32 protein-coding genes are annotated in these 23,553 nt (G+C 47.0%); 12 read left to right on the top strand and 20 right to left on the bottom strand.

What is annotated here, in order from left to right; all coding sequences use genetic code 11:
• Positions 1-787 precede the first annotated feature (787 nt).
• Together VGK02_03210 and VGK02_03205 are read left to right on the top strand one after the other, a co-directional pair.
• A complete protein-coding gene (locus VGK02_03210) occupies positions 788-1,084 on the top strand; it encodes a glutaredoxin family protein (GenBank protein ID HEY3374054.1) in 297 nt (98 codons plus the stop codon).
• Positions 1,077-1,604 (top strand): ferredoxin-thioredoxin reductase catalytic domain-containing protein, encoded by a 528-nt coding sequence (locus tag VGK02_03205; GenBank protein ID HEY3374053.1) that lies wholly within the window; start codon positions 1,077-1,079, stop codon positions 1,602-1,604. The genes VGK02_03210 and VGK02_03205 overlap by 8 nt, the downstream gene beginning before the upstream one ends.
• 115 nt (positions 1,605-1,719) lie before the next feature.
• On the opposite strand, the gene VGK02_03200 is transcribed toward VGK02_03205, so the two are convergent.
• The 9 genes from VGK02_03200 to VGK02_03160 form a co-directional block, all read right to left on the bottom strand.
• The gene (locus tag VGK02_03200) at positions 1,720-1,905 is read right to left on the bottom strand and encodes a hypothetical protein (protein HEY3374052.1); all 186 of its coding nucleotides are present in this window, start codon (positions 1,903-1,905) and stop codon (positions 1,720-1,722) included.
• Between the two features lie 187 nt (positions 1,906-2,092).
• The gene (locus VGK02_03195) at positions 2,093-2,218 is read right to left on the bottom strand and encodes a hypothetical protein (GenBank protein HEY3374051.1); all 126 of its coding nucleotides are present in this window, start codon (positions 2,216-2,218) and stop codon (positions 2,093-2,095) included.
• A gap of 23 nt (positions 2,219-2,241) precedes the next feature.
• Positions 2,242-2,832, bottom strand: a complete 591-nt coding sequence (locus tag VGK02_03190) for a hypothetical protein (protein HEY3374050.1) — start codon at positions 2,830-2,832, stop codon at positions 2,242-2,244.
• Positions 2,833-3,668: 836 nt separating this feature from the next.
• A complete protein-coding gene (locus VGK02_03185) occupies positions 3,669-4,526 on the bottom strand; it encodes a hypothetical protein (protein ID HEY3374049.1) in 858 nt (285 codons plus the stop codon).
• A 128-nt stretch (positions 4,527-4,654) separates the two neighbouring features.
• Positions 4,655-4,942 (bottom strand): hypothetical protein, encoded by a 288-nt coding sequence (locus VGK02_03180; GenBank protein ID HEY3374048.1) that lies wholly within the window; start codon positions 4,940-4,942, stop codon positions 4,655-4,657.
• A gap of 76 nt (positions 4,943-5,018) precedes the next feature.
• Entirely contained in the window at positions 5,019-5,597 is a 579-nt protein-coding gene (locus VGK02_03175; GenBank protein HEY3374047.1) for a flavin reductase family protein, read from the bottom strand.
• Between the two features lie 175 nt (positions 5,598-5,772).
• Positions 5,773-6,288, bottom strand: a complete 516-nt coding sequence (locus VGK02_03170; protein HEY3374046.1) for an N-acetyltransferase — start codon at positions 6,286-6,288, stop codon at positions 5,773-5,775.
• Between the two features lie 54 nt (positions 6,289-6,342).
• Complete coding sequence (gene msrB / locus VGK02_03165; GenBank protein HEY3374045.1) at positions 6,343-6,858, bottom strand: peptide-methionine (R)-S-oxide reductase MsrB; 516 nt, start codon at positions 6,856-6,858, stop codon at positions 6,343-6,345.
• 173 nt (positions 6,859-7,031) lie between these two features.
• On the bottom strand, positions 7,032-7,907 hold the full coding sequence (locus VGK02_03160) for a hypothetical protein (GenBank protein HEY3374044.1): 876 nt from the start codon (positions 7,905-7,907) through the stop codon (positions 7,032-7,034).
• Between the two features lie 237 nt (positions 7,908-8,144).
• On the opposite strand from VGK02_03160, the gene VGK02_03155 reads away from it, so the two are divergent.
• Positions 8,145-8,600 carry a hypothetical protein gene (locus VGK02_03155; GenBank protein HEY3374043.1) on the top strand — a complete coding sequence of 152 codons (456 nt, stop codon included), beginning with the start codon at positions 8,145-8,147 and terminating at the stop codon, positions 8,598-8,600.
• A gap of 7 nt (positions 8,601-8,607) precedes the next feature.
• Here the strand turns inward: VGK02_03155 and VGK02_03150 are convergent, their stop codons facing one another.
• The 3 genes from VGK02_03150 to VGK02_03140 all read right to left on the bottom strand — a co-directional run bounded on the left by VGK02_03150 (position 8,608) and on the right by VGK02_03140 (position 10,934).
• Positions 8,608-9,456, bottom strand: coding sequence for a hypothetical protein (locus VGK02_03150; protein HEY3374042.1), 849 nt, complete (start codon positions 9,454-9,456; stop codon positions 8,608-8,610).
• A 79-nt stretch (positions 9,457-9,535) separates the two neighbouring features.
• The gene (locus VGK02_03145; GenBank protein ID HEY3374041.1) at positions 9,536-10,210 is read right to left on the bottom strand and encodes a trypsin-like peptidase domain-containing protein; all 675 of its coding nucleotides are present in this window, start codon (positions 10,208-10,210) and stop codon (positions 9,536-9,538) included.
• 211 nt (positions 10,211-10,421) lie between these two features.
• Positions 10,422-10,934 carry a GNAT family N-acetyltransferase gene (locus tag VGK02_03140; GenBank protein ID HEY3374040.1) on the bottom strand — a complete coding sequence of 171 codons (513 nt, stop codon included), beginning with the start codon at positions 10,932-10,934 and terminating at the stop codon, positions 10,422-10,424.
• Between the two features lie 464 nt (positions 10,935-11,398).
• Here VGK02_03140 and VGK02_03135 point away from each other — a divergent pair, with 464 nt between their 5' ends.
• Both VGK02_03135 and VGK02_03130 read left to right on the top strand, forming a co-directional pair.
• Positions 11,399-11,998: a NapC/NirT family cytochrome c gene (locus tag VGK02_03135; protein HEY3374039.1), complete on the top strand. Its 600-nt coding sequence runs from the start codon at positions 11,399-11,401 to the stop codon at positions 11,996-11,998.
• A gap of 127 nt (positions 11,999-12,125) precedes the next feature.
• A complete protein-coding gene (locus VGK02_03130; protein ID HEY3374038.1) occupies positions 12,126-12,692 on the top strand; it encodes a hypothetical protein in 567 nt (188 codons plus the stop codon).
• Here the strand turns inward: VGK02_03130 and VGK02_03125 are convergent.
• Positions 12,676-13,374 (bottom strand): hypothetical protein, encoded by a 699-nt coding sequence (locus tag VGK02_03125; GenBank protein HEY3374037.1) that lies wholly within the window; start codon positions 13,372-13,374, stop codon positions 12,676-12,678. The two genes, VGK02_03130 and VGK02_03125, sit on opposite strands and share 17 nt — an antisense overlap.
• A gap of 236 nt (positions 13,375-13,610) precedes the next feature.
• On the opposite strand from VGK02_03125, the gene VGK02_03120 reads away from it, so the two are divergent.
• The 3 genes from VGK02_03120 to VGK02_03110 all read left to right on the top strand — a co-directional run bounded on the left by VGK02_03120 (position 13,611) and on the right by VGK02_03110 (position 14,978).
• Complete coding sequence (locus VGK02_03120) at positions 13,611-13,898, top strand: RNA-binding protein (protein ID HEY3374036.1); 288 nt, start codon at positions 13,611-13,613, stop codon at positions 13,896-13,898.
• A gap of 133 nt (positions 13,899-14,031) precedes the next feature.
• Complete coding sequence (locus VGK02_03115) at positions 14,032-14,448, top strand: hemerythrin domain-containing protein (GenBank protein HEY3374035.1); 417 nt, start codon at positions 14,032-14,034, stop codon at positions 14,446-14,448.
• 161 nt (positions 14,449-14,609) lie between these two features.
• The gene (locus tag VGK02_03110; GenBank protein HEY3374034.1) at positions 14,610-14,978 is read left to right on the top strand and encodes a GNAT family N-acetyltransferase; all 369 of its coding nucleotides are present in this window, start codon (positions 14,610-14,612) and stop codon (positions 14,976-14,978) included.
• Between the two features lie 139 nt (positions 14,979-15,117).
• Here VGK02_03110 and VGK02_03105 read toward each other — a convergent pair whose 3' ends face one another.
• A complete protein-coding gene (locus VGK02_03105; protein HEY3374033.1) occupies positions 15,118-15,453 on the bottom strand; it encodes a hypothetical protein in 336 nt (111 codons plus the stop codon).
• A gap of 398 nt (positions 15,454-15,851) precedes the next feature.
• Between VGK02_03105 and VGK02_03100 the strand changes: the two genes are divergently transcribed.
• Positions 15,852-16,211 carry a hypothetical protein gene (locus VGK02_03100; GenBank protein HEY3374032.1) on the top strand — a complete coding sequence of 120 codons (360 nt, stop codon included), beginning with the start codon at positions 15,852-15,854 and terminating at the stop codon, positions 16,209-16,211.
• A 103-nt stretch (positions 16,212-16,314) separates the two neighbouring features.
• Here VGK02_03100 and VGK02_03095 read toward each other — a convergent pair whose 3' ends face one another.
• Positions 16,315-17,157 carry a hypothetical protein gene (locus VGK02_03095; protein HEY3374031.1) on the bottom strand — a complete coding sequence of 281 codons (843 nt, stop codon included), beginning with the start codon at positions 17,155-17,157 and terminating at the stop codon, positions 16,315-16,317.
• A 214-nt stretch (positions 17,158-17,371) separates the two neighbouring features.
• Here VGK02_03095 and VGK02_03090 point away from each other — a divergent pair, with 214 nt between their 5' ends.
• Positions 17,372-17,539, top strand: coding sequence for a hypothetical protein (locus tag VGK02_03090; protein ID HEY3374030.1), 168 nt, complete (start codon positions 17,372-17,374; stop codon positions 17,537-17,539).
• Between the two features lie 170 nt (positions 17,540-17,709).
• Here VGK02_03090 and rsgA read toward each other — a convergent pair whose 3' ends face one another.
• Together rsgA and VGK02_03080 are read right to left on the bottom strand one after the other, a co-directional pair.
• Positions 17,710-18,714: a ribosome small subunit-dependent GTPase A gene (gene rsgA, locus VGK02_03085; GenBank protein ID HEY3374029.1), complete on the bottom strand. Its 1,005-nt coding sequence runs from the start codon at positions 18,712-18,714 to the stop codon at positions 17,710-17,712.
• 318 nt (positions 18,715-19,032) lie between these two features.
• Entirely contained in the window at positions 19,033-19,200 is a 168-nt protein-coding gene (locus VGK02_03080) for a hypothetical protein (protein HEY3374028.1), read from the bottom strand.
• A 183-nt stretch (positions 19,201-19,383) separates the two neighbouring features.
• Between VGK02_03080 and VGK02_03075 the strand changes: the two genes are divergently transcribed.
• Positions 19,384-19,926 (top strand): hemerythrin domain-containing protein, encoded by a 543-nt coding sequence (locus tag VGK02_03075; GenBank protein HEY3374027.1) that lies wholly within the window; start codon positions 19,384-19,386, stop codon positions 19,924-19,926.
• Positions 19,927-19,956: 30 nt separating this feature from the next.
• Here the strand turns inward: VGK02_03075 and VGK02_03070 are convergent, their stop codons facing one another.
• Positions 19,957-20,940: a CapA family protein gene (locus VGK02_03070; GenBank protein ID HEY3374026.1), complete on the bottom strand. Its 984-nt coding sequence runs from the start codon at positions 20,938-20,940 to the stop codon at positions 19,957-19,959.
• A 235-nt stretch (positions 20,941-21,175) separates the two neighbouring features.
• On the opposite strand from VGK02_03070, the gene VGK02_03065 reads away from it, so the two are divergent.
• A complete protein-coding gene (locus tag VGK02_03065) occupies positions 21,176-21,865 on the top strand; it encodes an SDR family oxidoreductase (GenBank protein ID HEY3374025.1) in 690 nt (229 codons plus the stop codon).
• 27 nt (positions 21,866-21,892) lie between these two features.
• On the opposite strand, the gene VGK02_03060 is transcribed toward VGK02_03065, so the two are convergent.
• Positions 21,893-22,627 carry a glycerophosphodiester phosphodiesterase family protein gene (locus VGK02_03060; GenBank protein HEY3374024.1) on the bottom strand — a complete coding sequence of 245 codons (735 nt, stop codon included), beginning with the start codon at positions 22,625-22,627 and terminating at the stop codon, positions 21,893-21,895.
• A gap of 226 nt (positions 22,628-22,853) precedes the next feature.
• On the bottom strand, positions 22,854-23,543 hold the full coding sequence (locus tag VGK02_03055) for an isoprenylcysteine carboxylmethyltransferase family protein (protein ID HEY3374023.1): 690 nt from the start codon (positions 23,541-23,543) through the stop codon (positions 22,854-22,856).
• Positions 23,544-23,553 lie beyond the last annotated feature (10 nt).

Raw genomic sequence — 23,553 nt, 5'->3', positions numbered from 1 at the left:
TATAGGCGAAGACCAATCTCCTTTTCAGGGTCTTAAAGCCCCAGAACAATATCCAGCCTATAGCCTATCTACTCCAGGTTGTACTACTATATATTCCCTGGAGCGGTCAGCGACTACCTCTTTCATAGCATCTCCTTTCTTGCGTAACGCTATTTTATCCGGAAACTGCTTGCTTAAACCTATTAGTCGATTATACCGCCTATTTTATACCTCATTCTGAATCATTAATTTAGGCTGAAGCCAATTAATTAAAAACTTATACGGCATTTTTCAAGGAATCGTGATAATATACCGGTATGGGTATATTGAGTAAGCTTTTCGGTGGCTCGCCTGCCCCACAGACGTTGGGTCGAAATGAGCCGTGCTGGTGCGGGAGTAGCAAGAAATATAAGCTATGCCACTGGGAAAAAGATCAAAAGAAACTTGCGGCTGAGCGTGCGCGCGAGTGCCAGACCGGCTGAAGCAAATAATGCAGACGATACGGCACGGTATGTCGTAGCAGCATGTTTCATACTTAAGAAAGATACATAAATAAACCTCGGAAGATACGTCCAGGCCACCTACTTCGGGTGACCTTTTTTGTGTAAGTATATACACTGCTTTTTCGCATACGGATATGGCCTAAACAGTGAATGACGTTACTTAAAATCCGTCTCCCCATCACATATTGTTGTGGCCCTCATTTGTAAGATTGTTTTCTAGATGTCTGAGTGTGTTTTGGGTATTTACAGTATGTGCCGCTTGTTCCAGATATACTGAGAATCTAGAATGAAGCGAGGTGAACATTGTGGGATATGAGTCATATGTGAAGGAAGTCCCTGGTGAGAAAAGAGGAGAAATATTTCTCTATGCGTTGAGCACGTGTATATGGTGCCAACGGACAAAAGCTCTGCTTAATGAGCTAGAGCTTGAATATAAATATGTGGATGTCGACTTGCTGAGCGGAGCGTCGAGGGACGAGGCAGTAGCAGATATCGGTCGGTGCAACCCAAGCGTTTCGTTTCCAACAATTCGCGTAGAAGACAACGAATGCATTATAGGTTTTCAGGAAGATAAGATTAGAGGGTTGCAACAGAATGGCTAATAACGAAATATCAGAGGAAACAATTGATGCCAGGTACCGGCAGCTTAAAAAGGAAGCCGAGGACGCCGGGTACCATCTTAACCCGGATGTGGATTTTACAAAAGGACTTGTTAGAGGCTTAATCATTAACGAACATCGTTATAGTTATCAGGGATGTCCTTGCCGGCTGGCCTCGGGGGTCCAAGCAGAAGATATCGATATTATTTGCCCGTGCGATTATCGTGATCCCGACCTGACGGATTACGGGAATTGCTACTGCGCGTTGTATGTCTCAAGCGGTATCTCATCAGGTGAAGAAGCGACTACTCCGATACCCGAGCGACGTCCACCAAAAGCACAAAGAGAAGCGCAAATGCAAGAAGATATACATGAGAGCCCGGCGGCGCAAGCCCACGGTTTTTCACTGGAGTATCCGGTATGGCGCTGCCAGGTGTGCGGGTATTTATGCGCGAGAAATGAGCCGCCTGAGGTGTGCCCGATTTGTAAAGCAAAAAAAGAGCGTTTCGGGCGCTTCATATAGGGCTTCAAGCTCCTCGTTGCTGTGTCGGCGGCGAGAGCTGTACGGATTGCAAGCATCGCATACATAAAAAGAGAGGGCGTGCGCCCTCTCTTTTTTCTTGGCCATTATTACTAAGTTATAGCAAGCTTAGCAAGTGGAGTACCGCTAGGATAACGAATACAACTACTAAGACATATAGTATGTTGGCGATTGCCGGTGTGAATGCAAATACGCCTAACAGCTGCAACAGGGCTAAAACAACCACGATGACCAATATTATGTAGAGAATATTCCATAAAGCACTATTTGTCCTCATTGCCATTATCTCCACCCCCTTATAATACGTTTTTACCCACATTTCTCGTGTTCAGACGAAATTAATTGTTGGTTATCGGCAACAATGTGCAAAAAGATTTGGGTGCGATACTATGGGCATCGGGGCGACTAATCGCCTACGCACCTTCTCGTGTGGTAATGAGATGCCGTGCGCAGTTTGATCAGTTTCTCGTTTAGGTTGAGCCCGCCGGATGGGTTTCCGTTTTGTGGTGTACCGTTAAGCTTGATGTCGGCGCAACCGTTTGCGCCGACATCAAGCTCACGAGCAGTAATATCGGTAATGCCGCAGTTCTTTTCATGCCTACCTCTAGACGCGTCTTACTTAAACATGCGGCTTCATGAACGGGTCGTTGTGGAAAATATACGAGTATTCGAAATCCTCATCAAAACAACCATCAGGACCTTGGCCCCCCCGCTTATTCTCCCATGGCCGGAAAACAGAAAGGCAGAACAACAGGAGCAGAAGCACAAGATTGAGAGTCGCAAAGATAAGCGCTGTCTGACGGTTGCTTAGATACACGGCATTCTGCACAACGCTGATTTCCATAGTTAGCGAGATGTAGAGCATCGTTTTCACGCTCGGCATCAATAAAAACCCACCAACCGCTGCAGCCAGAACGGTTGCCACCCATTTAGTCGTTACCCAATGGTGTCTGAAGAATCCCCAATCGGTAAACATACTCAAAAGTAAACCGGTAAAGAGGCTTCCCAGAGCACCGGGAATCACAAGCAAGCTATCTAAGGTGTCGATAATCGTGTTGATTGAGTGCAGCTCATACCCGTTTAGCGGCTTGTGGTTGGCAATAAGAATCGTGAATATGGCTATTCCTCCGCCCAGCCATAGGGATGCAAAAAAGATATGGGTAGTCACAAGACACTTTCTGCCTCTCGAGTGAAGCTTTCTTTGATCCATCCTACCCGTCCTTTAACACCTAATGAGCCCCGATCGGTGTATTACTATATAAAGACAAGAATAAGTTTATATATGACTATTTTTATTATAGAGAATAGCCGATAAATATAAACTACAAGATAGCATTTTTAAGCCCGGTTTGTTTGAAGGTTGACAGTGAGCCTAGGAACGAAATACTATCTGTCACCCATACAAACCACATGCATAGCGAAGCCCGGTATGGTATAATATGGTAAAGGAGGTATCGGCTCTTGGTCAGAGAGCTCGTCTGCGAAAGCTGCGGTAAAACCTGGCTCGTTGATGGACATCCACTTCTCAAAGTAAGAGTGCAGTCATGTCAGAAATGCGGCAGGTTTAGGTTTCATATTGAGCCGGCTTCCCAAAATCACGCCGGATCGCAAAGGATAAAAACCAGAAAGTAAGCTTGGCTTGATTCGCATGCCCCCTTCTTATGTTTTCTCATTCATTCCCCTGAAATATCACGTACTACGATTGAAGCCTCCACTTTCAGTACCACCTAATTAGGTCTCCCTCATGCGCATAATGGTCGAAACGTTTTCTGCTGATTTGCCATAAGAAGTTATGATAGCGTATTGTTACAACCAGGATATATAAGCCTTAACCCAGCATTTGAAGCAACCATGAGAGACGTGATTTGAGACTATCTTTTTTAGCTATGGATGTAGAATCGTCTTAGCCTTTAAGGAGCCATCCAACCGTCACCCGCCGGCGTATAGAATCTTTAAAAGCTTTTACTATTATGGCCCTGGTTAACAGGGCCATTAACCGCTTGGGCTACGGTTGTGAAGATAATTGCCGGTTGCTAAATTTGCCTGCTACCTTGTGGACTCGGTTGTCCGTGGGGGTTCAGTATCTTTATATAGCTCGCCGTCTGTGGACGGGGTCCTGATAGTAGTCTCGGTAGACGGAGAAGTTGGTTCCGTATTAGAAGGCCCGGCGGTTGCCGGTGTAGTGGCAGTTGGATAATTGTCTTGCGGAAGAGTAGTCACGGAAGTTCCCGCATTTATTGCCGGCTGTGTGGTTCTGGTTCTCGCTACTGTTGTTGGAGCCGTACGGGCTATAGTTGTCCTTACCGTGCTCGCTGAAGTCTGGGGTGAAGTATTCGATACCATTCTGCTGCTTTGTTCGATTACCCGAGAGGTAGCGGTGCCCTGCTGTTCTCGTACGCTCGCGTTTGCTGACAGTAGCACGGTAGTATTGGTGCTTGTTGCTTGCGGGTTGCTGGTTTGCGGTACCTGTGACAATTGGCTTAAAGTTCCCGATTGTTGCGGGTTTGACGTTACCGATGTCTCACCGTTGTCGTTTGCTTCCTGATGCTTAGGGGACGTTTTCACGTCGCCTGCGAATATTTCGGACGGCATAGTTGATACCGCTTCTCGGTCGAGTAAATCGCCGGGTTTGCTTATAAGCTGGCCGCGTGCGCCATTAACGGCTATGCCAACGATCATAGCAAGTACCATCACGTTTATAGCGCCATCCATATTACGCCATTGAGAGTCATCGACAGCCGTGCGTCGTCTATAGATGAGAATTCCCAGTACTGCGAGCAAGACAAGATAGCTAAAAAAGCCGAACACCAAAGTTGCCAAGATTGTTCCAATGAATAACACCAGCAACAGGAACCAATTATATGAATCGCTGAAATAAGCTTTAAAGCGCTGTGCGTATTTCATAGTCCCGTTATGCCCACATTATTTGAGGAATAACGCGAAAATGGCGTTCTCTTTTATTCGTTCGTTATATTAACTGCTCAGAGGGTTAAGCATTGAAGGTCGCACGCAGGTTGAACGAGTGCAAGCTACTATCGATAGCGCCGGCGGCCCGCTATGCCGCCGCCGCCGATAGCGCCGATATCGATAAGGAATGCAATCAACACGACAACCACGCCGATACCCTGGACGCCGTTATACGTGTGAACCGACCAGGCATAGGCAAGCGTAGTCAATGGAAGAAAGATCAATCCCAGCAGCGGCAGCAAAAAGTTGTGGTAAACAGATGTAATGTAGTTAGTAAAAATCCAAAGCAATAACAAGACCAAACGCGGCGTGATTAACGCCAGCAAGAACCATGTACATCCGCATCCACACATTGTGTCCCCTTGTCGCCAGCGATTTTAAATGACGTAGATTCTATGATTATTCCCGTTTTTACTGTTGGGATAATTGCTACTTCGGTGTTTTCAGATCGTTTCCAATCGAAAATGCATTTCCGAGGAACTCGTTGATGCCGTAGTAAGCCCTGGTTGTAGGGCTATATACAAACGGCTTTACTTTCTGTATGTCAGGGGCGCCGTTCTCGCCTAAGGCTACCTCGTCAGCTTTTACATCGATGATTTCACCGATGAATTGCGTATGCAGGCCGAGCTCTGCCACATGAATGACGCGGCATTCCAGCACTAAGGGAAATTCGGCGATATATGGCGCGTCAACGGCCTCGCTCTTAACCGGCGTTAAGCCGACATCGGCAAACTTATCGGTACTTCTACCGGTGGTAACGCCAAAATAGTCCGTTTCCTTGATGTACCGCCTGGATGGTATGTTTACTGTAAACGCCTTACGATTCGTGATGTTGCCGTGTGTGTATGTTGCGCTGCGAAACGAAACCGTAACGCATGGTGGTTTTGAGCAGCAAATACCGGCCCAAGCGCTCACTGAAACATCCGGAATTCCATTGCCATCATATGTGCCGATAACCCATGTGGGTGTTGGAAACGCTATGGTTCCCGGCCCAAGCGACTTTTTCATGAACGATCGATCCTCTCTCACTCAACAAAAGATCTTAAATCAAAAAGATTTGTAATCATCAACAACTACAAAATTCGTCATACATGTAGTTGTTCCCTCTTAAACCGCGATTGTAAAACTGCGGCCGTTGAGTCTTTCATATAATCACGGTAATCGTTTTGCATGGCAAGAGTGCTTACACGTCCATAAACGCAGGTGGGTACAGGACGGTTCCCTCGATACCGCTAAGGGCTCCGGGCTTCAATTCAAGCGCCATAAATACTTCATCAGGGACGTCAAACGGTGCTTTTATGCTGAGCGTGGTCGCCGGGACAAACCCAAAACGCGGGTAGTACTCTGCGTGTCCCAACACGATCACGGCATTGTAGTTGAGTTCTTGGCATCTTCTAAGACCATGGACAATAAGCTCAGAGCCGATACCGTGGTTCTGCCTTTCGGGTATCACCGCGACCGGCGCCAGCGCAAGGGATTCTACCGGGCCTTTCTGCGTTTCGATTTCGATCTTACTAAAAAGGATATGACCGACTATCGTGTCATCTTCGAGAGCTACGAGCGACAAGTCGGGTATGTAGGCTGAGGACACGCGGAGTTTTTCGACGAGCTGTGCCTCAGCCTCCTGTCCGAAAGCAAGTTTATTTACTTCATAAACGGCAGGATAGTCATTTTCTGATTCGGGTCTTACGCGCACCATATAATCTCTCTGTATTGTGTTAAGGTCTATCCTATTGTAACGCGGGGAGACGGCTTAGTCTTCAAAGAGCTTTTTATACTTGCCGTAACCTTTCTTTTCAAGGTCTTCCTTTGGTATAAAGCGCATAGCCGCTGAATTCATACAAAAGCGCAAACCGGTCGGCGGCGGCCCATCGTCAAAAACATGGCCGAGGTGAGAATCGGCGTGGGCGCTGCGCACTTCAACCCTACCCCAGGGGCCTGCTTCCCTCCTGGTAACTATATCATCTGATTCCAGGGGTTTGGTGAAGCTCGGCCAACCTGTTCCCGATTCGAACTTATCTTTCGAGCTAAACAGCGGCTCTCCGGATACGACGTCGACATAAATGCCCTCCCTATGATTATCCCAGTATTCGTTGCGAAACGGCGGCTCGGTACCCTCCTCTTGCGTGACATCGTATTGTTCTGGGGTTAGCTTACGTTTCAGCTCTTCTATACTTGGCTTTTCCCATCTCTGCTCCATCGTGCCTCTCCTTTCACGGTCGTTAAGGTTATCGATATCATAATGCGAAACATCTGCAAATACGGTCATAGATATCTATATCGCCTCAACCATGTTTATTTATTCGCAGATGTGAAGAAAGACCATGTATGCTACAAAGACGTTTCCGGCGTGATTATTACTAGACGGCTCAGAGGGATGTTAAAAGCCAAGCTAGCTTAGATAATCGTTGACTCGGTCTGTGAGCATCGTGTTTATAAATCCTACCGCGGTGGAGTATTTGTGGACAGCAGCCTCTTTATTTCGGTTCTCAATTCTTTCGGTGGATAGTAATGCCACCGGTCAAACGCATCTATCCCCATCTGGTCACGATTATTCTTAGGGGCGAGCCAAATATCGATGATTGGGCCGTCTTTGTAGTAAAGGAGCATTCGATATTCCTCTTCACCCATGCCAGCAACGTCATATGTTCCCCTGTGGCCTATAGACTGTTCGATTAACGACGTAATATGCTCGATATCCTCAGGGTTGCTGACTGTAGCTGAATCCTCCCATCCCTTTTCAGCAGCTCGCCATCCCGCAATTTCGATTTTGCTCAAGCCTTCAAACGATAGCTTATCGCGCGATAATCCTTCCGGCAGTAGTGCATATCTCTCATCGAGCCCTACTACACCGGGCATGTATCCGGACAATGACATAAATGCTCCGATCAATGAACCGTTATTATCTAACACGAAGCTTGCGGTAACCGTACGTTCGTGGGATTGGCACTGTTCTTTAAGCCTATAAGAAAGAATCACGACGTTCTTTTCCCGCCCCTTGTTCAGGTCGAGTCCGATATGTTTGGAAGCTGTGCTAAAGAGCTCAGGTGTCCATTTGTTGTCATATAAAAGCCTTTGGGTTTCCTTGGGGCCAAAAATTCGCACTCTTTGTACCGGATGTAGGCGGTATTTCTCCAGCATTGCTTTTGCATTCTTATCGGCCGCGGAAATTACCTTTGGGTCGACCGCTTCAACCTGTTTGCTGAGAACACCTTTGTTCGTTGGCTTTGTTGCCGTATGGTTAGTACAGCCGACCAGCATTAATCCGATTACGAGCAGGTATACGATGAGTTGTCCGGCTGCATATCGTTTTTTCAACCAAAATCCTTCCGCTCTCAAAACAAGAACATAGATCAATAGTTCCATGTATGCGGTACTAGTGCAATAGCCAACTATACGATGGTATTAGCAATGGCATTTGTTATGCGTGTTGGAGCTCGATACATAAATGGTGTACCCTGATAACGAGGTCATCGAACTAAAACTGGCAATAATGTGGTTCTGCCATTATGCCATTGCGACTGCTAACCGTATACCTGAATGAGAGGGCTCGAGGTGTTTGTAAGAAAGCTACTGTCAATAATATTAATAGCTCTGTTACCGCTGACTTCTACGGTATTGGTATCCTGCGCTAAGAACGAAGCCGGCGACCCGATACAAAAATATTCTGCCGCAACTACGGGGAGTAAAGGATCGGATAAGCTACGTAAGGGATCGGGCAATAACAATGCCGCAAATACGACCGATGACCGGCTGATCGGCACGTGGGATGCTCCCCTGTTTAAGGCTACATGGGAGTTTAAAGAGACCGGCGACCTTACAATCACCTACAAAGACGGCGCCGAGAAAGGAACGGCCGAAACGCTTCGATACAGCCTTGCCGATGACCGGCTCATCGTGAAAGGCGCAGGCCAAGAATTCGATTATGCGATCTCCTTTAACAGCGACGATGAGATAGAAATTACCGATTCCAAAGTGAAGATTCCGGCAACGCTTGAGCGGCTCGAGTAGATGACTATTAGTCACCGGTCTTGCGCTCGGCTCGATTCTTGATACCGAGCATCATCTTGCGCTCCATCACGAAGTGCGGCGGTTCTATAAGGGCGCGAATTGTGGGGTCAAGATAGGGCGATGTGTTGTAATCGCCTCTAACTCGAACGATTAATCTAGTGGCGCTCTCCCCGGCTTTATCAAGAATAAAAGCCCAGGTCCAATCAATATAGGGCTCGTTATCACCGTTATTTGGGCTAACAGGACGACCGTTTAAAGGATTAAACGGGTTGGCGTGCAGGACAAGCAAGCGACCTGGCTCCATGCGCTCGACAACCAGCCCCATATCAACCTCAGGGTCTTCCGGGGCGAGCCGAATCGTATCGCCGACTTGAAGGTTCTGAAATTCCGGGATTATTCGGTCTGCGCTGTGCAGATCAAGACCGATCATATTTTCCAACCAATCATACGAGTAGAGACCGCCTCTACCCTGCCCAATTTGGACTAGCCAAGGCCATACTTTATCGGCCGGAACATTAATAGCAATTGCGTGGGTGGTTTCGTAGGGCGGGTGTGCGATTATTTCGTCGCCGGGCAATGTACCGTGCGCTTCGTCGGAACTCGCTCCCCAATACTGCAGCCACGGGCGTAGACCAAATTGATATATCCACGGGAGCACTACACCGGCAACCGCAGCCGAGCGAACAATACGCGCAGCTTTTCGCGAGCGCGGGCGCAGAAAAAGCCCGGCCACCGCTGCCGCTATGCTTGCGCCCGCAACTATAGCCGGCCCACTAAACGTCACTACTAGAGGTAGCAATGACGAGCTCGACGATTTCTTATTTAATGAATCGTTTGCGCCAAGATTTTGGTCCATTTCCAACACCTCCGTGTATAACAACACTTTAGCACGCCAGCGCTTCTTAGAAACCTTATGAATTTTATAGTATGGACCGCTATGCGGCGTCGGCTTCTCGCGGATTGGCGGCTATCTCGAGCCTCTTGCCGTCTCGTAACACCGTCAGCGTTATTCGCTCACCGGGGTTCCACCTAGCGAGCACCCGCTGGATATCATCGATGTTTGTCGCTTTCTGGTGCTGGATTACGTTTTCGATGAGCCTGCCGTTGGTGCTCCGCAACGACCGGCCAAGGGCGCTGATGACGCCGGTTGATACAATTGAACTTAAGCCAAGCGGATTACCGATAGCGATAACCAGCTGCCCGACGCGAATCGCCGACGAATCGCCGAGCTGCGCAAATTGAATGTTCTTTGCCTGAGCTCGGACAACCGCAATATCTGTCGCCGGGTCTGTGCCGATAAGCGAACAGCTGAGCCTCGTGCCGTTTTGCAGGAATGCGGTGACCTCTCTTGCCTTACTCACTACATGGGCGTTTGTAAGAATATAGGCGTCGTTAGAGATAAGCACGCCCGAACCTGCCCCGGATTGATCCCCGATGCTTCGGGGTGACGGGCGCTTTATCGAGATACCGACAACCGCCGGCCCGGTGGCATCGACCACCGAAATTACCGCGTGGGAATACGCATCAAGAAGCTGTGTATCCGAATGTTCTGGTTGGTTAAGATTGGAGCTTTGCGCATCGGGGCTCATATGTATCACCATCGATTCCATTGTTCACCGGCTACAACTTAGTAGATATCCACCGTCCTTTTCTTAATATCCAAATATCTGATAAGTATGCTTGGTTCTCTGTCGTAGCCGAAATATATAACAAATATGCACTTGTAGCAACAGCCGTTGCTACAAGGCAAAGCCTTTGTTTGCATAATATACGAACAAAAATAGGAACAGCTAAAAAGAACTATTGAAATCGTGCTAAAAACTAAGTAGCAGTGTCCCGGTAAATACTATAAACAAGGATGGGCTTGTTCCACTTGACGATTTCTCGCTCGAGCTTCATGCCTATCCTCTTAGCAACGCGAATCGATGGAGTGTTATTGGGATCGATCAGCGATATAAGCCTTTCTAATTCTAGCTTTTCAAACCCATAATCTCGGCACGCCACGGCGCCCTCAGTAGCGAGTCCTCTCCCCCAATATTTCCTCAAGAATAGATAGCCGATTTCAATTTCTCTACGGCCTTCGAGGTCTTGCGGGATGAGCCCGACGAGCCCGGCAAAATCCTGGCTTTCTTTCAGGGTTGCGGCCCAAATACCTATTCCGTATTTCTGATAGTTATTGAGATGACGCTGGATTAACGCCTCCACCCCATCCCTCTTTAGTGTTGATGGATAGTATAGCATGGCGACAGGATCGGTAAAGATACTAAGAAGGTTGTCCGTGTCTTCCATCGTTAGTTCGCGCAATATCAGACGAATTGTCTCAAGGATTATCATATAGAGTTAATATACCACGCTGGTGCCGAAGCATTTCCGAAAAAGCAAAAAGCCCGGCTCTACAGAGCCGGGCTACCCTCACTGCCTGGAACAGCCCACAAGCGCAGCTTGTAATTAATTTCAGTGAGAGCGGGCACACCAACAATTCTATTCCCAATTCCTATATTACCCAGCAGTTATAAATAAAGTGTGAAGACCGTATGTATTTGTTGTGTAGTATTTTGCCCCCTCTTGCCCTGTGCAACTAACCTAGCGACCCTCCAGTTCAGGCAATAAAAGCACGGGCATGGCCGTTGTTTTCAAATATCTTCATACATTTTATCGTCGTGAGATTCTCTGCCGAAATCGCTATTACGTCGACCGGAACAGTTTCGGACCGCTTAGAATGTCGGCAATCATACGTTTGATTTTCGTGCGAGCTAGGGTAAAGTTATGAAGTAAGTACTATCATACACGGAGCCAGAATGAAACCAATAAACGTTGCCAAGGTCGTAGAGCGCATAAAGAACAATAAGAAGCTAGCATTGTCACTTACGGTTGCGGCAGCGGTTGTAATATTACTCCTGGCCGGAGGTGTTGTGGCCACCTCAAAACCGGCATTCTGCAACCGCTGCCATGAAATGCAACCGTCGTATAACTCCTGGATGACCTCAAATCATGCAACGGTGGACTGTGGGTCGTGCCACGCTGATTTTAGCTTTTCCGTAACGAGCGTTGCCGGAACGGAATTACATATTCTAAGGGATATGTTTTTACATTCTAAAAATGATTATGTTGCCCCGATTAACAAAGGTAGTGTTCTTAGCAAGGCTTCGAGCTTTGAAAGCTGCTCGGTTTGCCATTCTAGTAAACGGCTGATATCCGCACGGATTACGACCGCACACAAGACACACAGCGAGAAACTACATATAACGTGCGTCTACTGCCATAACCGTGTGGGTCACCCAAACAACAAGGAGTATGACGACCGGTCAAAAATGAAATCCTGCATCGCGTGCCACCAGAAGAAACGCGCCTCCGTTGGCTGCAAGACATGCCACCCTAAAACTCCACCGGGATCGTAAGCCTGCTTATTTTGCTTTTACGTTTATTATTAAAAGCATAAAATGCAAGATAGAGATATAATGCGTACGTGCCCCCAAACTAAGCTATCACGGTCTTAGATTCGCTGTAATCTGGGAGGTAAACACTGTGCATTCAAAGGTACGGCACTTCAAGGGTAGAAAGTTGCTCATAAGTACGCACGCTTTGTTCTGCGCTGTGTGGCTGGGCGGCGCGATCTCAGCACTTCTGGTTCTGTTTACGAAGAATAATCCTGCTTCTGCGGAAGAGCTGACCACCACAATTGCGATACTCAAACTAATAGAAAATAGTCTTATTATTCCCGGAGCGCTCGGAAGCTTTACAACGGGCTTTTTGATGGGCTTGCTTACCGAATGGGGGTTTTTCAAGCATAGGTGGGTTATCTTCAAATGGATTGCGACCGGTATTGCCATGCTTAACGGGGGCTTCCTGCTCGATAAATCCGTAATCGGTATGATTACCGTATCTAATGCTCAAGGGCTGGTTGCCATTCATGATAGCGCATATCAGTCCTTCTACCACACAGCCACTACGTGCGGTCTGATTAACTTAAGCATCAATCTAGCGCTATTTATGGTGTCGTTCTTGAAACCGTGGGAAAACAAGAAAGCCGATGTGGGAATATTAGGTGTCCTGCCTGGAAGATCATCGGACACCACTAAAAACCAAGTTTGATGAATCCCCGGTCTTTTGTGGGAAGCGACTTAATTACCAGCTTGAGTTGGGTTGCATCCTGCGGGACATCGAAGGTAACTGCCTGCGTATAATCAGTTAATCTTTCGTGAAATAGTATGAATTCTTCGAAGAGCCTTCCTCGTGAGTCAACGAGCGAGAACGTGTATTGAGATTTTAGTATCCAATAATCGCTAGCTCTGCTTGCCCCATCCGTGCTTGGATTAAAGTTGTTATGCTTTGCTTTGTCTTTTAGGTCTTGCTGCTTCTGCTTAGTTATGGCCATTCTTTTATCGACATAGTCTTTTTTGGAGGCATCAGGCGCACATTTCAACGGTACAACTATGAAAGTACCCTCGGGCTTTATCTCTCTGCCGCTGCCGATACCCGCGTATACTTTTAAGGCTTTGTATTTGTTAGCTGATTCTGCCGCCCATCCAACATGGTTAACGGTAACGTTTTGGCCGAGGGAGACAGTCTTGTTACGCGTATGCTCCGAACAGCTGCAGAGACATACAAACATAATTATAATTGCGGTCACGACGTATTTTTTCATCGCGCCTGTCTTTGTGCCCGACGCTGTGGTGGGTTTTGGCCGCTGCGATGACTGCTCTTTTGCCGCACGGCCAAAGAGAAAAGCCTCGCATAAGGATAGACTGATTAGCAGCAATAGGTAACGTTTCATAGCACCTACTATCTAAATAGCCGTACGTCGTACCTTTATTGTAATTGAGCTTTAGCCCATACAAAAGCTTTTTCGCGATTCTCGTCCAAACCGATTGGTTGATGTAGCTTACGAGCGTTGTCTTAAGCTCATAATAATCGTCACGAAGATTTCACGCCCTTAATGCTCGTGAACATTTTTGCTGTCAGGAAATCCCTATCGCGGGTATAGCTAATTTAAGAAAGGAGGGTCACAAAATGAGATTATATGTTGGGAATTTAGCTTATGAAACAGATGAGGAAGACCTCAGGAATCTTTTTAGCAAATATGGCGATGTTGAAACAGTCGACATTATCATCGATAGAGATACCCGTAGGAGCAAAGGTTTCGGGTTTATAGAGATGCCAAAGGCGTCACAGGCAAAAGAAGCGATGCTTGCTCTTAATAGAACAGAGATTAATGGGCGGAGGATCAACGTAAACGAAGCAAAACCTCAGGAACGTCGTGAGGGCGGAAGACGAGCTGTCGGCGGAGGACGCCGGTAGCATTCTAAGCATTTTACGGGTCATTCCTTTAGTTATGGCGGAATCTGCCGATAAATAATAAAGTACGCACACTGTATCTCAGGTGTAGTACTTTAAACAGGATTCAATATGCATACTATAGGAGGACCAAGTAATGTTGATCGACCAATTGAAAAAAGAACACACGCAAATAGCCGAAATGTTGAGCAAGCTGAAAACAATTGACGTTTCTTCTAAGGAGGGTCAAGAACTTTTAGCAAGCGCGCACGAAGACCTTCTTGTGCACTTAAAGAAGGAAGAAGATCGCATCTACCCCGCTTTGAGTGATGCTGCTGAACTCGATGAAGACATCAAGCGAACCATGCAATTGTGTAAGCGAGACATGCAGGTTGTATCAAAGGCGGTCTCAAAGTTCTTTAAGAGGTATAAGAAAGGCGGCTCCGGCAGTGACTTTGCTAATGATTTCGGTCGCTTAAGCTACGCCATCAAGAGCAGAATCGGTAAAGAAGAGACCATTCTTTACGAGCTGTATAAGCAAGTGATTGCCGCCGAACTTAAGGCATCTGCCTAAATAGAAGCTGCAAACAATATCAAGGATATTCTTGATTGATAAAGCCGCCTTTCGGCGGCTTTTTTATATGCTCACCTGTACTTCTTGTTTCAACTGGAATTCGATATGCATTTAAGTACCAATAAGATAATCACAATTGTTCGACACAAACGAGGTTAAAATTGTTAATAACGCAGGCAACGGCTACCGACTTGGAGGAAATCCTGCAGCTTCAAAAGCTCGCCTATGTAAGCGAAGCGGAGATCTATAACGATTTCGCCATCGACCCACTAGTGCAGAATTTACAGGATATACAGGACGACTTTAAGAGCCAGATTATCTTAAAAGCCGTAATCGAAGACAGAATCGTCGGTTTTGTAAGAGCATATCAAGATGTCGATACCTGCCATATTGGAAAGCTTGCCGTGCATCCGGATTTCCGCGACCAAGGAATTGGGGCTGAGCTGATGTGCGAAATTGAGGCACAGTTTGAAAGCACGCGAAGGTTTGAGCTCTTCACCGGCCATATACCTGGAGAAAGTAAGCCTTAGGCGGTCGCAGCTATCTCCATAAGCTTAGATGCGTTTTTCAAACAGGTAAAGCTCGATGTTGTTGTCTCCGTAATACATTAAATGCGCGCGTACATTATATAAACCGCTAAGCGTGTTGCCGATCTTACCTCAAATCATGCTAGATATCCTCGCTTAACAGCACTATGCACGTTAAAACCAACACTATCGCAAGAAATGCTGCGAACATTATCACAAGCCCTATATTGCCTGCTGGGCGAAGTATTCGGGGCTGGCTATGAGGGTGTAAAAGAGCATCCCCATGGCTACCATAAACGTTCTTATGTATGCCCCATCGACGGCTACCAAATAGCCTGATCGCGCTAACCAGTATCGCAATAGCCGTCAAAAATTCCGCAGCAAGATGAAATGCCAGCGCGATTGGAGCTGTTCTAACCTCGGGCACTTGACCGGATACAAAAGACAAAGCCCACATGGCGATTATCGAGACGCCCATAATGGCTGCATAATACTAGAACAAAAAGCCCCACCAATCAACTGAGAAACAGCTTGCGCATGACATCTTTTAGGAATCGTTAGGACGTCTGCATGCCTGCGTCCATGCTGGGCCGTGAGTGAGGATAGCAAATGACGTGAATGGTACGAATGCGACCAGGGGTAAATGCTATTATCAGATAATGTCATTTATTGATGACCAGACTCTCCTCATAATCGTTGCCGTTGGACGGTGGCTTAAGGTTTATCCTCGATAACACCTCCTTTGAACTGCGCGTTTAATGACACGCTTAAATAGCAGATTTTAGCAAAAGTTGTTTACGTGCTTCATTGAGCGGGAAATAGCATACGGGATTTTGTTAGATGTCTAGATATTCCTGACGAAAGGAGGTGTAGCGTATGAAGAAGGCCATAGTGATTTTGGCGGTAGTCCTCGTTGTCGCGCTCGGTATACCGGCATTTGCATTTGCCTCAGGGTTTGGCGACAGCCATAACTCAAACTTCGGCCAATTTGGCTGCAAGCACGAGCGCAACGAATGTAGAGAGTTCAAGCCGGAATGCAGAGAGCAGTTCAATGGCTGTGAGAACGAGTGCAACCAGATGAGAGTATGCAAGCACGAGCGCAACGAATGTAGAGAGTTCAAGCCGGAATGCAGAGAGCAGTTCAATGGCTGTGAGAATGAGTGCAACCACACCAGAGTGTTCAAGCAAGAGCGCAGAGAACGCTTCAATGAGTGCAGGCAGGAATGTAGAGACTAACCCGCTGTGTTCAGCGCAGACACAAAGAAAGGGCGGCATTCGTGCCGCCCTTTATAATATTTTGGAAGCTATTTAGTGGTGGCTTTTACAGCATAGGTAGATTCTAAGGGACGATCTGAGGGCTTTTCCGTAAAAGATCGGTTACACCGAGTTCTTCAAATGACCCTATATTACCAATTATCTCGTTAAAATTACGCTGGGTGAGCTGCAAGGAGACATCCTGATCGGGGTGCCGTTTGTGCAGGGACTGGCATACTTGCCCCAGGCTCGCTTTCGGAAACAATAGAACCGCAGCTACTTCTAAATCTACGAACGCGACAAGCGCGAATAAATCCATATCCTTAGAGAAATAAATACGGTGCTCGTTTATCCACTTGCCTTGAGGATTGGCTACGTACTTGACCTGTATCCTTTGGCCATCAGCGTTAATTACGTCACAGCCTTCCTTCACCCTGCTGCGTGCGAGCGTGCCTTCCACCAGAAGAGCAACAAACCACTCGCTGAATTCCGACAGCGGGTCCCGGTGTGAGCCAGGGAGCCCAAGTTGCATAAGGAGATTGAGCCGGGCAACCCGGTACGCGGCATACGCTTTCATAATCTCAGGACTATGATTATTGTGGATGTTCCAGTCGGGGATCTTCATCTGATGCGGATGGTGCAGGTTTGAAGGATGTCTGAGCGATGCAACGCACCCGCAGAGTTTTAATGGGCCTCGTACTTTCTCCTTAGCCCATTTTTGGAGTTCTTCTTTATCGCTAGAGCAGATCTTGATGTAATCGTTGGTCGTCCAATTTGACCTTTTTGATGTGCTGATAAATCCACACGTTGCGCTGTGAAGTATAAGATAGCTAGGCTTCGGGTTTCGATCGCAGTTTACCACAAATCCCGAAGGATTCATCTCTAACCAACTTAGATAAGCGCTATCATCGTTTTCAAACCGGATCATACCGCCCTCCCCTTTATCGCTTAGCAACTAATCTGAGTATACTCCTATACCTCTATAGCTAAAGAGTATTTGGATAAATATCTCATATAGAGAAACCGGATCATTACGATCCCCTTTCTTAGCTGTCTATGTAGCTGGAAAATCAACCATATGAGATTCCGGCAATCAACGGCGTTTTTACTTCCTGTAAATGCCCCAGGTGGAGTTTACGAAGTTGCCACTTTTGCCGCTGATTTTCACAGTTGTGGCGACGCCGACAAAATCGACGGCAAAAGTGATCCAACTGCTGTCAAGATTACTGATGTCGCCTAACTTTGCAGTAGGCCTTATACCGCTCGTTGCTATAATAGTGCCGTCCGAGGGTGAGCTGCTGGTGATATAACTACCTTTCTGCGGTTATAGCCGGTCTCACGCTAGTAGTCGATGACAACTTGGCTTCATGGGAAATGATCATTTGGGGATTAATCGTGTCGTATTGCATGCTTCATAATCGCAATATGGTGTTGCTTAAATTCTCTCAACAAAAAAGCCCCGGTAATATTACCCGTGCTTCTATCGTTTCTCTTGATGCCCTCTTTTGTCACTTAAGAGGCCGAGTTCTCGTTTTAGCTTAAGATAGCTTTCGTATCTTGAGGGCTCGATCTTTCCTTCTTCGAGTGCTTGCTTAACCATACAATCCGGTTCCCCGTCATGGCTGCAGTCTCTGAAGCGGCATCCTGCTTCGTATTGTGCTATCTCCTTGAAGACATCATTAAGACTATCGTCGGTTCCCCAGAGCTGGATTTCGCGCAGGCCGGGTGTGTCAATTACGATCGCACCTTCCGGCAAGACCATTAACCTGCGATATGTTGTTGTGTGCCTTCCCTTATCGTCGCCCTGGCGTGTCTGGTTTACTGTTTGGATGTCTTGACCGTACCATGTGTTGACCAGCGTAGATTTGCCCGCACCGGATGAACCCAATAATACGAGGGTTTCTCCTTTGCGCAGATATTGGGTGAGATGGTCGAGACCGTGTCCGGTAACTGCGCTAACGGCATGTATAGGAACGTCACATGCAACGCTCTCGACTTCTGCAATCATTTGGTCGATATTGTCGCAGATATCCGCTTTATTGAGAATAAAGACAGGATTTGCACCGCTTTCCCAAGCTAGCGTTAGGTAGCGTTCCATGCGCCGGATATTAAAGTCGTTATTTAGCGCGGTAACGAGGAAAACGGTATCGATATTTGCGGCGATAACTTGTTCTGCAACATTGAAGCCTGCAGCTTGGCGCGTAAATTTGCTGTGCCGTGGAAGGATTGCATGAATCGCGGCTCTTTCTTCCGATGCTCGAATTTTCATTGCAACCCAATCGCCAACAGCCGGAAAGTCATGCTTTGCGCGGCTCTCACGAATCATCTTCCCGGTCATGCGGGCCAACAGTTCGCCACGCTCGGTGTGGACTCTATAGATATTCTTATGTTCCGAAGATATTCGGCCGGCGGTATATCCCTGATCTGCGTACGGTTTAAACGCGTTCTCAAAAGCAGAATTCCACCCTAACGATTCCAAATCCAAATTCTTGTTCCTTTTGTAGCTGTGCTTCTGTTTTCATTTGCGAAATCCCACTAGGTTACGGATATGATTATAACACGGAGGCATAAATGAAGCCGGTAAGATGAAGGCGTGGCTGCTTTAGTTGATTCTGCGTATCTGCGTAGAATAAAAGCGGCTCATCTAGGATCAGCGAGTGCATGTTCTGATATTGGCCGTCACTTAGCTCAGCGGGTATCTTGCGCACGTCATATTCGGTGGGAGGCAGCAAACTCTCGATAAACGGTAAGTCCGGTGAATAACAGAAAGTGCCGTCTAACTTCAGTGAGCGCAGGATGGCCATCAATTTTTGTGCGTACACATAAGGCTTGCCACGTCTTGTCTTAAGTGATGGTGGATAAAGTGGTTCTTGCTAACTATTGAAGAATCCTTATAGAGAAGATTCTTATCGCGGTTTAGCTCGTATTGGCGATCAATCATCGAGAGAATTGCTTCTCTGGCGTCTTTCAATAACAGCTACTCCTTAAAACAATGATGGGAAATTCTAGCACAACGGTAGATTCAGAGGAGGAATCTTCGTCTAGAACTTTTTAAAGGCGCCCGATATGGGGCATATATCACTTACTTATGTAAATACAGGCAAGCAAAAACAAATGTAAATATGTACACAGAACGATAACCGGAGAATTCGCCATGATGCCGATCGGGCCATTGATGATAGAACATAGGCTTATAGAAAGAATGGTTAACCAGCTTAACGCTGAAATTGCGATAATGCAGACAACACAGCAAGCAACCCCCAAATTCATTGATGCGGCGACTGATTTCTTTAGAATCTATGCTGACTTCTGCCACCATGGTAAGGAAGAGCATATTTTGTTTAGCGAGCTGGAGAGCAAACCGCTCGTATCCGAGCATAGAGCCATGCTGGAACTGTTGATTCAAGAGCATGCCTTTGCAAGGCGGGTTGTTAAGGAACTAATTGCCGCTAAAGAGCTATACGAACAAGGCAATGAAGGTTCCGTGGAAGACATCGAAAGGATCATGAGTGTTCTCAGCACATTTTATCCTGCGCACATAGAAAAGGAGGACAAGCATTTCTTCATCCCAAGCATGGAGTATTTTAGCCAAGAAGAACGCGACGAGATGCTCAAAGCCTTTTGGGAGTTCGACAGGCGCCTTATCCATGAGCTGTACAGAGAAAAGGTAATGGAACTTGAGCAGCAAAACCGGTAAAGCTCATTAGATACTATTGCGAGATGTCTATTATGGGGGTATTTCTAAACCCTGGGGCACATCGATAACTCGGGTATTAAACCTTTCGCATAAATGTTTCATGCGATCGCAAATCACACGAAATTCTGTTCCCGTCGCCAGATTAACCTGTGCGTAAGAGAGCACGACAGGAAGCATCTTTAGGCTATGAGGGCCTTCGGCATCAATGCTGACGAGGAAGATGAAGGACCAATCATTTCTTAAGACCGGATCGATAGCGTAATCATCTATGAAATCGCCGGTATCATACATGATAAGCCCTCTTTTATACGCCTCTACCGCTTGGAAAATATGGGCGGAGTGCCCGTGAAGTATATCGACACCTAAATCTGTAACCGCATGAGCGAAATCTCGGAAACGTTGCGGAGGTGAAGCGACCATGTTTGGGCCCCAATGTAACGACAATATGATATTTTTGGCACCCATTTGACGTGCGCTTGCAATTTCCTGTTCGAGCGGCGGGAGCGTGGCGGTATCGGTTGCGATCTCAATATAATTCGTACCAGGATTGGCGTTTGCGGCAAAATCGGGCTCATTATCGGTTGCTCCGATAATCGCAAGCGCTGTGCCGTTGACATCCATAATCGCAGGCATTCTCGCTTCATCCAAATTTTTACCGGCGCCCGCGTAGCAAATATCGGCTTCGTCGAGGCATTGCAGCGTATCCAATAATCCTTGTTCCTCAAAGTCTAAGATATGGTTATTCGCCAGGCTAACACAGCGGATGTTAGCCACTCTCAATACATCTACGGCTTTGGGGCTAGCCCGGAAATAGAATGCCTTGGGCGACCCTTGCCATTCCATCGTATGGTTAGTGATAGCGCACTCAAGGTTGGTGATAACTGCGTCGGCCGAGTGCAGCACCGGTAAAGTAGTCCCCCAAAAATATTCCGGCGCATGATGTTCGATTTCCTCGTTGACGCCGCGACCGAGCATTACATCACCGACAAATGCCAACGTGACCTTTACTCCCATTTTGTCTCCAGAATTTATGCGTCTGCTCCTTAACCTTCCGTCCGGAATTGATAATAAGTACGTTTCAGGCAGTTAAACTACATCATGTGTACCCGCATCGGCGCGAAATATTCGATAGGCCCCGGCGGTCCAACCATTTGATGCCCACACTAAATACTTTATCAATGGGTACAGTATATACATGCAAGAATCCATGAAGAGCGAACCCGACCAAATAGATAGTCGAGCTGTAATAGTGACAGGGTCTACGCGCGGTATTGGCCTGGCTACAGCAGTCGAGTTCCTTAAAAACGGCGACAGCGTTACCGTCTTCTGCCGTCATCAAGATCATGTCGACCAGGCGTTAGAGCAATTATGTAAGAATGCGGGATTACAAAACCCCTGCCAAAATATCCTGGGATTAGTTGGAGATGTTCGGATGTTTGATGACGTAAGAGAAATAGTCGACGCAACATTTAGAAATTTCGGGCGAATCGATGTTCTGATAAATAACGCTGGGGTCGCAGTGTGGCGACCCATTGAGGCTACTAGCGAGGGTGAATGGGATGACATTATAGACACGAATCTTAAAGGAAGCTTTCTTTTCATGCGCGAAGTTGTGCCGATAATGAGACATCAACAGAGTGGCATTATAATAAACGTTTCTTCCGGGCTCGGCGTAGAAGGCGAAGCTAACTATTCAGCCTATTCTGCTTCTAAATTTGGGCTAATCGGCCTAACTCAAGTCGTAGCCGACGAAACAAAAGATGTGGGTATCAAAGTTTACGCGGTTCTACCGGGGGCCGTGGCCACAAAGCTACATCTTGATATTCACCCCTGGGAAGATCCGTCAAAGATGATGACGCCGGAACACGTTGCCAAAAGAATCTTTGAAATCGCTGAAGGAACGATGCCACCGGGCGAATCGATTGAGGTTTACAGCTAGCTTACCTCCTTCAGAAGAATAACTCGCCTAAGCGGCAAGAGCGGCCAATATAATATTGGGGAAATTCGATGCAACGGCATCTATGCCTATCGAAAACAGTTCTTTCATCAGGTATTCCTTATCAACCGTCCACGCTCCAACAAAGAGATAGCGTTCATGGCAGTAACGGATTCGTTCCGCATTAAGCGCGGAGTAATGAACAGTTATGGAGTTTGCATTGCAGCTAAACGCTGTGTGCACAAAATCAGAGAAAACCTCGTCACTTAATCCCACAGGTTCCCCGCCAATAAGCGTGCATGAGATTTGCGGAACCATCGTCTTTGCTGATACTAGAGCATCAGCATGAAAGCTTACAAGGTTTACCCATTCCAAAGCATCATGACGACGAAGTATCTCGACAATTTGCGTTTCAGTTCCCGGTTCCTTGATCTCTATAAGAAGCTTTGTTTTTCCGTTTATAAGCTCGAGAGCCTCATCTAGAGTCGGGATATGCTCACCGGTAAATTCCTTCCCCTTCCGAATGCCCGCGTCTAGCCCCTTTATCGTATCCCAAGTAAGCTCGCTTACGTGCCCGCTGCCTTGTGTTATGCGATCAACGGTTTCGTCATGGATAACAACAAGCACACCATCTAAGGTTTTGCGCACATCGAGTTCGATTGCATCTATCGGAAGCTTTAAGGCTTCATGAAACGCAAGCAAAGTATTTTCTGGAAAGTGCCCTGAAAAGCCGCGATGAGCTATAATCATCGGTCGAGTTCGCATAGTGTTTACCACCCTTAGCTTTATCGTATTCCTTTATTCTCACTTTCGGGATTACGATAAACGGAAGATGCAACGTATAAATGGCGCCGTGCGTGGTAGCCGGGCGACCGATGAGCTCGCGGTATTGCCATATTTCTTTCTCACTTGGCCGACACCCCAGAAAAGGATGCCTAAGCTTGCGAAAAATGTAATGAGCCCTTCAGTCGCTCTCCATTCTCAATAGAGGCTACCAAATACCTGGTAGTAAGCGATATCTGGTCTTTAGCATGTATTCTCGATAACCCTTAAGCTCTTTCGCAAGCACACTTTCTTCGTTCAGTATCCTTGCCACCAGGATTGGGATTATCAACAAAGCGGGGATCATCGCCCAATATGATCCCAGCGCGAGCGGCGAAAAGGTATACAGCAATGTGGACCCCAGGTACATGGGATGACGGATAATTGCATATGGCCCGGTACTAATGACTGTCTGCCCCGGGGTTACCTCAACGGTTCTAGACGCATAGGGATTCTCCCTAAAAGTAAGAAACACTATGCCGTAGCCGAGCACGACAAAAACATCTGCTAGTAGTACTACGGCAATTGGGACGTCCGACCATCCAAAACGCCTGTCGAAACCTGGAAGAATAAAAGCAAGGATAAAATAGAGATACGAAAACCCGGCGATTAGCTTTTGTTCCGGCTCTTTTTCTCTAAAACGCATCCTGCGTTCTACCAATTCCGGCTCGTTTTTCAGCAGATAGTTGACCGCAAGGAATGCAGGAATAAATAAAACGGCCAGATACACCCAAGCTTCCCAGTAGGCAAGTGTGCCTGCCGGTAGAAAAAATATAGCGGATATCACAAGAATAGCCACAAAGAAGTACACATACGCCTTTCTTCGTAGTTCCACTAGCGAAAGTTGATTTGCGCCCATAGGTTTCCTT

Origin of the sequence: Candidatus Aquicultor sp. (assembly GCA_036504445.1) — a bacterium.
Classification (GTDB): domain Bacteria; phylum Actinomycetota; class Aquicultoria; order Aquicultorales; family Aquicultoraceae; genus DASXVE01.
Note: the sequence above shows the minus strand (reverse complement) of the source record. Positions and strands in the feature narration are given on the sequence as shown.